We start from the raw sequence: 12,466 nt of genomic DNA, 5'->3' as shown, positions 1-12,466 counted from the left end.
GCGCTTTGAATGTTACAAAAACACCCAACAGTCCATGGAAAAGAATGGCGAAGAGGAATCCCAGGTAGAGGAGATGACGGGAAGGGCGTTCCAAGCGCCGGATGTCGATGAGGTTTGAGGGGCCGGGGAATATGCGGGGGGGTTCCATGTGTTTTCCTCACCGCGTCATGCTGAACTTGTTTCGGCATCAATTTTTACTTGCTGCAAGGTCTTTTTTCGATTTGCCTAAGAAGAAATATATCCAGATTTATAAATCAATCAAGCATATTTCTTTTTTTGTGTCCTTTGCGCTTTTACGAGAGATTCATTTAAGGAATATCGGTAAAATGCTCCATGATATGTTGGGTTATTCCTCCTTCCTGGGTCAGGGCATATACTACTGCATTGACCCCCATCTTGAGCTGGGGCTGATTTTCGATGAAGTTCAGGGAACTCCACTTCTGGGAGTACCCCTTGTCGGAGTAGACCGCGGCCAGTCTGTCATCGAGCAAGACCCCTTCCAGGAAAGGAACCGGTTTGGGCAGCGATTGGGCGAAAGCGGAACTCCCGCACAAACCAACTGTTTCTGTATTGATCATTTTTATTTCTCCGCCCGGCGGGGGGCCGTCCCTGAAATCAAAAAAGCAGTGGTACAGAGGATGGCTGACCGGGATCGGCTCGAATCGTGCATGCGCTCCCAGGGCATCCCGAAACATCCTGCGAAGGGAGGCTTCCGCAGCGCTTATTTCTAATTCCGGGGAGGCGTTGTCGACAAAGGCGAACCCCCCGTTCCGGAGATATTCGCCCAGATTGATCCGTTCTGTTTCTGTCAGTTCAAATGCAGTGTCCGAGGCGATATAGAGGAAGGGAATCTGGAATATCCGCGGTGAGCTGAGAAACAGGTGATGACCGGCTTGCGCAACAATGTCGGTATAACGGTTCAACGCCTCCGCCAGGTTCAATGGCGCTCTTTTAATGCGGTCTGACATCCGGAGCTGTTCTCCCCAAACTGTGTGAATGGTGAGGTAACCCCGGATACTTCCCTGTACTGAAAGTTCCTGCGCTGTCATTGCGCTGTATTGTCCCGTATTAAGGTCACTGAGGTTGAGCATTTCCTCCTTGAGAGAGAAGGTTTTCTCCGGTTTCCTCAACACCGACTTGTTTTCAAGATTCATCGAAATCTCCGGGAATGCCGGATCGGGAGAAATACTCGGTGATATGGTCATGTCCGGCAATTCAGGGATAGAGCCAAAGTCAATAATCTGTGGATAAGGCAGTGAGAATTTGATAGCGAAGATTTTCTTAGTAACGAATTCTCTGTATTTCGGTATCCCCGGGCGAAAAGGTTTGGTAATCTCACAGATTTTGCTTTTGCCAGGATGCCGCGCAGCCATCACCACGGGCTGGGCCTTAGACGGCTTTTCCCCATGAAGGGCATAAATCAGACCGGAGTCCGTCGCTCCGCACAGGATCCCTGCCGCAATGATTCCAGAGAAGAAGAATTTGCACGTCAATTGGACTTTTAAAGATTTTTTTCTTTTTAGAGAAATCATGGCAATGATCTCAACAAGAAAGTGAATAAATATGAATAGTATTTTTCGTTGCCTGTTCCTATTTCACCAACAGCATCTTCCCGGTTTTAATTCCCGCATTCGATTCGAACCGGTAGAAATAGACTCCGGAGGCATACTTTGAGCCGTCGAAAACAACCGAATGACGGCCCGCGCCCAGCGTTTTGTTCGTGAGATCGGCAATTTTCTGTCCATTAATCGAGTAGACCGCAATTTTCACTTGCGAGGGCGCTTTGAGCGAAAAAGCGATAGTTGTCGACGGGTTGAACGGGTTGGGGTAAGGTTTTTCAATCATAAATGATGTAGAATCGGATTGAATTCCTGACGTCCTTTCCGGGGCAAGTGCATACAGGTAGCCGCAAACATTTCCGAAAGTTAAAGATCCGTTACTGGTTCCGAAATATAAGGTTCCATCGCCGCCAATAACCGGCGTGGTAGCGGTTGCCCGGCCTTCAGCAGTTTGAGAATTTGGATCTCCATAGGGGAATTTCCATCGCTGGCTACCATCAGGATTGATAGCATACATATATTGATCATCCGAGGGGACATAAATACAACCATCGCTACCGATGACGGCCGCGTCATAAATATGTCTTCCGGTCGGAAATCGCCACTTTAGCGTACCGTCGAGATTGACTGCATAAAGAAAAAAATTTTCAGAACCGATATAAATGGTACCATCCTTGCCGATGGCCGGAGAGGCATGGATAAATCCATCATCTAAAGGTAAACTCCATTTCAATGTTCCATCTGGATTGAAGGCGGCGAGTTCTCTGTTCTGGGTTCCTACATAAATCGTACCGTCTTCGCCGACTGAAGGAGATGGCGGCCCGACAACGGTATCCGGTCCATATCTCCATTTGAGAGAACCATCGGGATTGACCGCATAGAGAAAACTGTCGCCGGAAGAAAAATATACGGTACCATCTCGACCGACAGCCGGCCATTGATCTATTATTCCGGCAAATTTGTATTTCCATCGAAGACTGTCATCTGCAGTGAAAGCATAAAGGTAATTATCAGATGAACTGACAAATATCATCCCATCGTTCCCTAATACGACAGAAGTATAGATGACATAACTAGTTTTATATTTCCATCTAACCCGGATAATTCATAAAATATATTCATCACAATTTATTGAGTCAGAAATCCTCTCTGCCTGTCGGCATCTCCCCTTATTAAGGGGAGAATTATGTACGAGACTGTCTTTTTCCTTTTTTAATAACCCCCTTAACCAGGGGGTCGCCGTGAAACGGCGGGGGGATTTTATCCTTAAGTTTATGAATAGATCGGGCTAAGAGAACCGTTGGGATAAAGAGCATAAATATTATAATCAGAAGATCCAAAGTAAATTGTTCCATCGCTTCCGATGGCGGGACTGCCTCTAATTGGTCCATCCACCTCATATTCCCATTTGAGCGTACCATCCGGACGAAGTGCATATATATGCCTATCATATGATCCCGCATAAATCGTTCCATCTTCACCGATAACTGGTGCAAATATTGGCCCATCAGCTTTGAACTTCCATTTTAAAACATTTGTTGCAGGAGGTGCTGAAACGCCCTGGTGTGTGTGGCCTGGATCATGACCGAACATAGGCCATGCCGAATTGGCAAAGCCCTGCGAGAATACCTGGTTTGACGATAAGAAACACAGGCAAGAGAAAATAGACCAAATTATCATATTCATATTATCCTACTTAAAGTTATTCTGAAATAATGCAAAGTTTTTTTGTTGATCATCAGGAATAACAAGCACTTTTGATATGTTTGCATTCTTTATGAGAACTCGACCTTGGCTTTTTTCCCGGTCTTCTGTTTTTTTATTTCTTCTTTCTTTCCCCCGCTCTTCTCCCTTTCCGTTTCCGGGGGGAGGGGATTCGCCGCGAGCGTTGAGTTATCGCGGAGGGAGAAGAGACTGGGGAGTCGTGTTGTTGCTTGAATTAAGGTTACTGTACAGCGGTGAAGAATTCCATCTTCTGCTGGGCGATGCCGCCGGCCTGGGTGAGGGCGAACACGATCATGTTCACTCCCATCTTGAGCTGTGATTCGTTATTGGTTACATCTTTCCATTTGAATGCATACCCCTTGTTCGAGTAGATCGCCACTATACGGTTATCTATGGTGATCCCTTCCAGGTACAGAATCGGCTTGACCATCGAGGAACCCCGTGCTGCGGCCCCCTGTATTCCAGTAGTATCGGTGAACATCATCTGTGACATTTCCGATCCCTGGGGCGGACCGTCATTGAAATCGAAGAAACAATGGTATAACGGATGATCATTGGGAATAGGCATAAATTTTGCATCGCTCCCCAACGAATCCCGCAGCATCTGACGAAGCGAGGCTTCCGCCTGTCCGAACTCAAACCAAGGAGTTCCGTTGTCGAGAACTGCAAAACCTCCCCTGCGCAGATAGTCCCCGAACACCTTCCGCTCGATCTCGGTCAGCTCAAATGCCGCATCGGCGGTGATATACACAAACGGCGTTTCGTAAACCTTCCTAGAATCCAGGAAGAGGTGGGAATCCACTTTGGCGTTGATATTGGTATAGCGGTTCACCGCCTCCACAAGCTCGATCACCGACCGCTTTAAAGTGTCCGGCGGCTTGAGCTGCGCGCCCCATGCCGTGCCGATATAGATAAAGCCTTTGATGCTTAGCTTGTTGTTCGGGTCCTGAATCACCATCGCCTTGTACTGGCCGGTGTCCAGGTCATCGAGCGAGATCATCTCCTCCTTCATCGAAATCTGCTTCTCAGGCTCACGGGCAGCGGTCATCTGGATGTTGAGTGCCTGGGGCACAAACACTTCCTGCCCCACATCCATCTTCATTTCCTGGGTGTAATCAAATGTCGCCACCGTCCCCATCAAATCCGTGGTCTGGATGGACTTGGTCTGAATATCGGCGGTAGGCTTGCGCTGCTCGATCTCTCTCCTCTGCATGATACGCTGCGCCACCCGTTTCTTCTTGAATTCGAACGCTTTGGTCATGCGCGGACGACGGATCACCAGCTCCATTGACGGCGGTTTTACCACCTTCACTTCCGTCTTCTTGAACATGAAAAACGAGGCGGATGCAGCAAACATCGAGATCGACAAAAGAAGCCCTAAATAGAATAGCCTCTGTGTCTCCTTCTCCAGTTTCTCCATGTCTATGACATCGGAGAATCCGGAAAATCGGGATTTGAACTGCTCCTTCATAAAAAGTCACCTGCCTTTCCTGTTAAAACGTTTTATAGTATGACTGCTTGTAAAGGTCGAAGTGCAGTCATGGAGTATTTCTGTTCGGAAAATAAAAGTGCAACTTATGTGCCAAAGTATATAATATATTGTATCACAATAAAATAGCGATTATGATACAAGTTTTATACTTGAAAAACTGTCCGAAAAGTGTCCGAATACGGACAGTAAGTGTCCGATATCGTACAGTTACCATGTGAAATGCAATCTTTGGTATTATTAGAGATAGCGATTATTTCGAGGCGGAAAGGGAAGGCAATTCCCTATCCTTCACAAGCATTTCCTTGAAGGGATGAGACAGATAAATTTGAGGCTGGTGCCGGGGGTGCTTTCAAAGTGATGTTTCTCTCCGGCGGGCACAATACCGGCATCACCGACCCCGAGCGGAATCGATACATCATCTCCTACCAGTTTTCCTTCTCCCTCCAGGATGTAAAACTCGTGCTCCCAGGAATGCGCATGGTGCGGAGTGTAACCGCGGGGAGCAATTTCGATAATCCTCATGTAGAAATGGTCAGCGCCCTCGTTTTCGGTCAAAATCCACCTTATGGTGGCATTTTTGCCTCCATCTTCCACTTTCTGCTCGGGCACTGCATGATAATTGATGACGTTCATGATGTTACCTCACATTGAATCGTGTCATGCCGAACTTGTTTCGGCATCTATTCCAAAATGCGTTTTCATATTGAATCACTGGAGTAATAATATAATCATTTCTAATGGTAAATGTGAATCGAATTCCTGTACGTTCTGTAGTCCTATCAAAACTGCCTTACCAATCCGAACCCATGAGATTCACCTCGCCGCCGGGGAATTCACGCCGGTTCAACGGTATGATCATTGCAATATTTTTTTCCGGCAGAGGAGCTGGTCGCCCCTGCTCATCCCGAACCATCACCGGTGTATTGATGGTATGCCATCCCATACGGCCGTAAAGTTTTTCCAGCACCGGCAGACAGAAAAGGAGTCCGGCATCCAGACCGCGGCTCTTTGCTTCGGTTGCGGCAATTTCCATCATACAGTCCGATACTCCCCTTTTACGCCAGACGGGACGGACAGAAAATCCCTGGACGCCCGCCGCCTGTATATACTGCGGGGGATCGCCGACTGAAATCGTTCTCTCAACCATGGCGCAATAAGCGGCGACCGTTCCATCTGGCGTGAACCCCACAACAATCCAGGCAGGCCGTGTATGCCAGACCCTGGTATGAGAAAAATGATCGCTGTCTTGAGGAAAACATTCCACCAGCTCGTCACGGATAAGGCGATCCAGAATTTCGGTGATTTCATCATCCTCATAGACCGCGAATGTGAGTTCATGCAACGTTTTTTGTATCATGCCTGATTCCCTTGTATACAAGATTATATCCTAAAACAAGTTCAGGATGACGAGCGCCTTGTCATGCCGAACTTGTTGCCGCTTCGCGGGAACGATGAAACCGTTTCGGTATCTATTATAAACGATGCATTCTAATATTTTATCACCTGAGCAATATATAAAAAATTTCAATAACTCTCAATATTTCTCTGGATTCCCCGGTTGCTCTCCTGTATTCTAGTACGGTTAAATCTCAATACGGTTCACTTAAGCGAAAAAATTAAGGATCTTTAACCACGAAACACACGAAAGGCACGAAAAATGATTTTTTTAAAAAAATGACAAATTTCGTGTTTTTCGTGGCTTTCGTGGTTCAAAAATTTTTAAATGAACTGTATTGGGTTAAATCTGCACTTTTCAATATTCAGCAATTTTTTTAAATAATCCGGGACGGAAATTCGCTTAGGGCCTTCCGCCGCGTTCCCTCGCACCCCATCCAGGGGGAGTTTTCATGACATCGAATACCAGAAGAACGCTATTGTTTGTCGGCTTGACTTTTCTTTTCTCCTGGACCCTGGCGGGGGTTTTTGCCGCTTCAGGAGGAGTGTGGACGAGTAAAAGTTCCTACCCGGTCACCATTCTCTACATGTTTATTCCCGGTCTGGCAGCTCTCTTTATGCAGAAGTTTATCGCCCATGAACCGCTTCGGGAATCCCTTGCTATATATTTCAAACCTAACCGCTGGTTCCTGGCCGCCTGGCTTATTCCGGCATTCATCGCCCTTGCGACCAACGAGGTAGGCCTGGAATTGCCCTGGCACGAATACACACCGGACATGTCCGGGTATTTCAAAAGATTGGCCGGCATCATGACCCCGGAGCAGATTCAGCAGATCCGCATGGCAAAAGATATGCTGCCAATCCCGTTTTTATGGTTATCGTTCATCACCGGAATGATTGGCGGGGTCACTGTCAGTGCTATTTTTGCCCTTGGTCAGGAGTTGGCATGGCGCGGATTTCTGCAGCGGCAGTTCTCGTCGTACGGTTTCTGGACTGCATCCGGTCTGATCGGGCTGATCTGGGGAGTGTGGCATGCGCCGATCATCCTTATGGGATTTACCTATACGGAGCACCCGGTCGCGGGGGTAGGCATGATGATCATATATACCCTCCTTCTTTCACCCATAATGAGCTATATACGGCTGCGCTCTAAATCCGTGATAGCGCCGGGAATTTTCCTCGGGACCCTGAACGGGCTCGCAGCTATCCCGCTCCTTTTGATCTCCGGGGGAAGCGATTTGACAATGGGACTCACCGGGCTGTCCGGTTTCATAGTGCTGGCGGGAGTGCTGGGCGGCATCATCGTTTTCGAGCGCTTCTTTACCGACCAGGCTATCATTTTCCCGATGGCGCCTGCGGCGGAAAAAGATGAAGGCGAAGAAAAAACTGAAGACTGAAAATATTGCCTGGCAATGAAATTATACATGACGACATATTTAATCGCGTTTCTTTTCAAAATAGATGCCGAAACGGTTTCATCGTTCCCGCGAAGCGGCAACAAGTTCGGCATGACACTTGTCATCCTGAACTCTTTTCAGGATCTAAACACTCAAAACATGCGTATTTATTTATGTCGTCATGTATAAATCGACTCCAAAAGTGTACTATTCACCATGAAGAAGCAGGTATCGAGACGGTTTATACTCTGCCCTTCACTTTGAGAAATCGCTGAACGCGGACTTGGTGTAGAAATTAAATCCAACACCAAAAGCGTAATATTCACCTGAGTATGATTCTACTAATTTCCCCTTTTCGTATTCTTCATTTTTGTCTTCTACCCAAGCATTCACCTCTACACTGAAATTATCGCCTTCTTTGAAAGTGAAGTCACCGGTGTACGTATTGCCGCTCACGGACTCCTGGAGCGAAACGGGGGGTTTGTTATAATTACTTGTCCGGAAAACATATCTTGTTTTCCCAAAAGTCCAATTCTCGTAATAATCCCCAGTTGTTGACCCAAAGCTGGTTTTACCCAACTCTATGGTGCTGGATGCAGTGATCTTCACAGTCGCGGGCATGCCCGCACTTATGTAAATGGCGCTGTCGGAAGGCTTGCCGTCGGGATTGATAACAGACTTGAGCCCGTAGCCGGTAACATCGGCTGTGGCGGTCACCGTAACCCGCGCTAAAACCTCGTCTCCAAACTTGAACTCGGTGACATGTTTGGCTGTGAGTCGCTGCGTGCTCAACACATCCTCGACGGTGATCTTGCCAAGATCAAGCGCGGTATTGGTCGGTTTGGACCAGTCTGCGTTAAAGGATACATCGGTCGAGTCCTTGTCCCCGTTAGAGAATACTCTCAGGATATTCGAACCGGGATAGATGCGGGGAAGGTAAAAAACACCATCATCGCCGGTAAGCGGGCTCATGACCGTACGGTATTCGTTTTTCCCATCTTGGGAGACAGACTGGACATGTACTCCTTTGAAAGGTTTTCCCGATTTGTCAAATACCTTCCCTGTCCCGTGATATGTCCACCCGAGCGGTTCCAAGAGCGCCGGGAGCTTGAACCGGTATTCGTTTCCCCGCTCGTCGAGGTAGTCCTGGACGAACGCGCGGAGTTCGTTGATATCGCGGGGGCCCCGGGCGAGTATACCCAGGATGTCCGTGAACGAAGCGCCGACGACCGGTATTTTTGCGATACTTGCCTTCGGGTTAAATTTATCAAAATCAAAATGTACTATCTCTCCATTGGTTCTCATGAGCGTTGCAAGGAGAACCGCGCCGTATCCTTCCTGGCTCGGATAGTCGTGATCTCTCGGATTGTGTTTTTCGTAAAAAAATGTTCGAACATTCAATTTGGTGTTCAGATCGCAACCATTGAGCTCTCCGGTTATCATAAATTCTGAGAAATAAGCATATTCCTCGAGGAGATCCTTACGACCCTCGCGATATTGTGTGAGCCCGTGATCCTCGTATGCTTTCAAATCTGTTATCCTGTCCCTAATTTCCGTGTAGCGGGCATATCCGGTAAGTACATGGGTCATATAATGCCCCACCTCATGCGCGATAGTCGGCAGTCCGGCTTTATTATCTACGGGATAGGGATTTAAATAAAATATCGCATTGGAATATAACAGGCTGTTGTTGCCCACGTAGGCGTTTCCATCATCTTTAAATGCGAACGTGTACATGAGGGTCCCGTTCACATTATTACGAGCGCTCGTCTGGAGCGATGAGGGGAGATTGTTAATCCATACATCGACCGCCTCTCTCGTTTTTGTTCGAATCATCTGTATATTCGCATCTATATCCGATCCTATGGAATATGGCGCGATAGCGAAATACTTCTTTGTACCGGTTTGAGACAGACCTGCAATTTTCGCGGTGGTAAGTTCACCCGGAGACAGAAGTTCGAAGACCGTAACTCCGCTTGAATCCCCTGTCGCCGGAATTCCCCACCAGCCCTCAATACCACAGCCGTCAATGGCCGCCTTGCCGATCGAACCGTAGGAGAAAAGAGCGACCCGGTCGCCGGTTTTATGGGGCACAGCGATCCGGATGGATTCTGTACCGCTGAATTCCACGGCGAATTTCTTGGCCTCGGCAGAAAGAGAGGGCGCCGAAGCGACCGGGGCAACAGATAGGGTCCCGCTTCCGCCTTTCGGGAAAACGAACGTTGCTCCTGTCACGACAGAATCCTTGACGCTTGTCGCTCCCCCGCCCGAGACTGTATATACCGTTGCCGCTCCGGTTTTAAAATCATCCCCCGTCGAATCTGCAGGTCCGGCGGGATTTTTCTTCGAGCACGACATGATGAGCAGCAGCGACGGAAGGACAGCAATACGAATGAAGTACCTCATGGGGGTTCTCATTGTCCGTATTCTCCGTACATGTGAGGGGGGTTGGGGGGAAAAAATAATATAACTGTATTCGAATTGCGGGGGCAAGAGGGAATTTTCCCGGAGGTATCGAGAAAACCGGTTTTCTGACCTTCTATAGGTAACCTTGTTTTTCAGGCTTCACTTCACCTCCTGTTTTCCGAAATCAGCCGTATATTCCTCACCCCGCTGTCGGCTGTAGTGCCGCTGTTTTCCGTATCCGTACGGATACGGATTTTTTTCAGCACCAGATTCTCTTCGGGTTTGTATTTTTTCAAATCAACCCGGATGTCCCGTTTTTCATGCATCCATCGTCTCACCGTAGTTGCATCGGATTCGATGGGAATCACTATCATACGGTCCGTTGTGGGACTGGCATATCCTTCCTCCACCGGTACATGCTCCGACCAGACATAACTTATAACCAACTCCGGTGGATAGTGTCTGAACAGAGAGGTAATGAGACCTTTTTTAATCATGTTCAACGGGTTCTTTCCCCCTTTGTAATCAAATACCAGCTCCACCCGGATGGCAAAATCATCGTTCTTTCTGTCACGCTCCCATTCAACCTGGGGAAAGCTGTTCACCATCCATTCCCATTCCATGATCGGATAAGTCTTGACATCGAGATCATTCAGTTTTTTTTCGATCCATGATCCGGTTGAGTTGGAAACGGTATGGATATAGGGACCGGTTCCGGTATATTCCACAGTATAACTGGTAAGAGAATGCTGTTTGGGGGGAAGTATCTGTTCCCATCCTTTGGGGAGTTCGTTGACTGCATCACGGGAGAGATCGGTCACAAGAAGGGTATCGGGAAGGGCGGCATATACGGGGTTTATAGTGATGATAAGGAGAAAAGCCACCGGCCAAAGAAAAGTGTTATTCATCGTAACTCGTAAGATATAGTATAAAGTAGAATATTTTATGGTATAATAAAATGCATCGCGATTTCATGATTGCAGTAAATATACTTTTTTTTAATTCACAAGTCCAGAAATTATCATAATATCATGTGCAGTAATACAATACATACAAAATTCAAAAGGTGATCATAAAGTATTTTTGGTGTTCGGAAAGCCCAAATTACTTTTTTATTGTTTTTGGAAGTGATTATTGTATAATTTCATACAATCTAGTATATTGGCATACCAGTGTTCCTCAAATATAAAGGGCTTTTGCGTCTAAAAGGAAAAGCATGTATGAATACCATCGAAAGCATTTCCCCGTCAACTTCAGTGGACCAGGAGATACTCAACCGGATCGTGAAAGAGGTCTTCGAGCGCTTGCAGCTCGACTCCGGCAAGACTCCGGTTGAAACCCTCTCGTCTAAAGATCATGGAGTCTCGGTGCATCCCATGAAAATCCCGGTCGGTGTTTCCGTCCGTCACATCCATATCTGCAGGAAAGACCTGGAAACGCTTTTCGGGCCGGGCGCCGAGCTTCACCCATACCGTGAGTTGTATCAGCCGGGCGAATATGCCGCACAGGAGGCTGTTTCGCTGGTGGGACCGAAGATGCGTATTCTTGAAAAGGTGAGAATCCTCGGGCCGATGCGTGACCGTACCCAGGTGGAGCTTGCCCGTACCGATGCCATCTTCCTCGGGGTAGATGCGCCGGTGCGCATGTCCGGAGACATCAAAGGGTCGGCGCCCATCACCCTAGTCGGGCCAAAGGGAGTTGTGGAGTTGAAAGAGGGATGCATTCGCGCCATGCGTCACATTCACATGAATCCGAAAGAGGCCGCCGAATTCGGTCTCAAAAAGGGAGATATTGTGAAACTACGGGTAGGTGGACCTTCCTCAGTTACCTTTGAGAATGTGGTCATCCGCCTTTCCGACAAGGTGAGACTGCAGGTGCATCTGGACACTGACGAGGGCAATGTGGCGGATGTACACTGCAACCAGAATGTGGAGATCATCAAAGAATAATAGAAGCCAGGTATGTCGAAGGTGATCGTCCGATAAGGTTAATCCCCCCTACCCCCCTTATTAAGGGGGAAAAAGAAAATTATTTCTATTACTATGTAAACATTTATTAGGCTTTGACAGAATCCTCTCCCTAAATTCCCCCCTTAATAAGGGGGGATGCCGAAGGCAGGGGGGATTTTTAAAGACACAGGAGTACTTAATTTCTCTTATTTACTGTATGTTGCTGACTTAACGACATAACCGTATAAAAGAATCCAGGAGCCGGAAGCCAGAAATCAGAAGACAGAAGACAGAAGATAGAATAAAAGAGAAAAGACAAAGGATGAGGGATTAAAAGGTGAAAAGATCATCTCTCGCAAAGTTCAGGGTGACCTTGGGGCTGATGTCATGCCGAACTTGTTTCGGCATCTATCGACTTAACCCGGATTATTCATAAAAAAAGGCAGTGCATCAACTAATATATTGTATTATATTGTAGTTAGACAAATAACGACGAACAAACACAATACAAATGAGTTGAGCCTGCCATGAGAGAAGATACCC

Annotated in this window: 10 protein-coding genes; 2 read left to right on the top strand and 8 right to left on the bottom strand. The window is 47.4% G+C overall.

Translation table 11 applies throughout. The annotated features are described in order from the left end of the window. Positions 1 to 308: 308 nt before the first annotated feature. From Q8O92_05230 to Q8O92_05205, 6 genes are all read right to left on the bottom strand, one after another. Positions 309 to 1,493, bottom strand: a complete 1,185-nt coding sequence (locus Q8O92_05230) for a DUF4159 domain-containing protein (protein MDP2982715.1) — start codon at positions 1,491 to 1,493, stop codon at positions 309 to 311. Between the two features lie 97 nt (positions 1,494 to 1,590). Beyond that, positions 1,591 to 2,661 carry a PQQ-binding-like beta-propeller repeat protein gene (locus Q8O92_05225; GenBank protein ID MDP2982714.1) on the bottom strand — a complete coding sequence of 357 codons (1,071 nt, stop codon included), beginning with the start codon at positions 2,659 to 2,661 and terminating at the stop codon, positions 1,591 to 1,593. Between the two features lie 170 nt (positions 2,662 to 2,831). Beyond that, complete coding sequence (locus tag Q8O92_05220) at positions 2,832 to 3,245, bottom strand: PQQ-binding-like beta-propeller repeat protein (GenBank protein ID MDP2982713.1); 414 nt, start codon at positions 3,243 to 3,245, stop codon at positions 2,832 to 2,834. A gap of 259 nt (positions 3,246 to 3,504) precedes the next feature. Beyond that, entirely contained in the window at positions 3,505 to 4,755 is a 1,251-nt protein-coding gene (locus tag Q8O92_05215; protein ID MDP2982712.1) for a DUF4159 domain-containing protein, read from the bottom strand. Positions 4,756 to 5,064: 309 nt separating this feature from the next. Continuing rightward, complete coding sequence (locus Q8O92_05210; GenBank protein MDP2982711.1) at positions 5,065 to 5,409, bottom strand: cupin domain-containing protein; 345 nt, start codon at positions 5,407 to 5,409, stop codon at positions 5,065 to 5,067. 157 nt (positions 5,410 to 5,566) lie between these two features. Then, on the bottom strand, positions 5,567 to 6,133 hold the full coding sequence (locus Q8O92_05205; GenBank protein ID MDP2982710.1) for a GNAT family N-acetyltransferase: 567 nt from the start codon (positions 6,131 to 6,133) through the stop codon (positions 5,567 to 5,569). Between the two features lie 490 nt (positions 6,134 to 6,623). Between Q8O92_05205 and Q8O92_05200 the strand changes: the two genes are divergently transcribed. After that, positions 6,624 to 7,568: a CPBP family intramembrane metalloprotease gene (locus tag Q8O92_05200; protein ID MDP2982709.1), complete on the top strand. Its 945-nt coding sequence runs from the start codon at positions 6,624 to 6,626 to the stop codon at positions 7,566 to 7,568. A gap of 255 nt (positions 7,569 to 7,823) precedes the next feature. Here Q8O92_05200 and Q8O92_05195 read toward each other — a convergent pair whose 3' ends face one another. Together Q8O92_05195 and Q8O92_05190 are read right to left on the bottom strand one after the other, a co-directional pair. Further along, the gene (locus Q8O92_05195; GenBank protein ID MDP2982708.1) at positions 7,824 to 9,974 is read right to left on the bottom strand and encodes a carboxypeptidase-like regulatory domain-containing protein; all 2,151 of its coding nucleotides are present in this window, start codon (positions 9,972 to 9,974) and stop codon (positions 7,824 to 7,826) included. 164 nt (positions 9,975 to 10,138) lie between these two features. Continuing rightward, a complete protein-coding gene (locus tag Q8O92_05190) occupies positions 10,139 to 10,882 on the bottom strand; it encodes a DUF3047 domain-containing protein (protein MDP2982707.1) in 744 nt (247 codons plus the stop codon). A gap of 312 nt (positions 10,883 to 11,194) precedes the next feature. Here Q8O92_05190 and Q8O92_05185 point away from each other — a divergent pair, with 312 nt between their 5' ends. After that, entirely contained in the window at positions 11,195 to 11,923 is a 729-nt protein-coding gene (locus Q8O92_05185; GenBank protein ID MDP2982706.1) for a phosphate propanoyltransferase, read from the top strand. Positions 11,924 to 12,466: the final 543 nt, after the last annotated feature.

Source organism: Candidatus Latescibacter sp. (genome assembly GCA_030692375.1).
GTDB lineage: Bacteria > Latescibacterota > Latescibacteria > Latescibacterales > Latescibacteraceae > JAUYCD01.
Note: the sequence above shows the minus strand (reverse complement) of the source record. Positions and strands in the feature narration are given on the sequence as shown.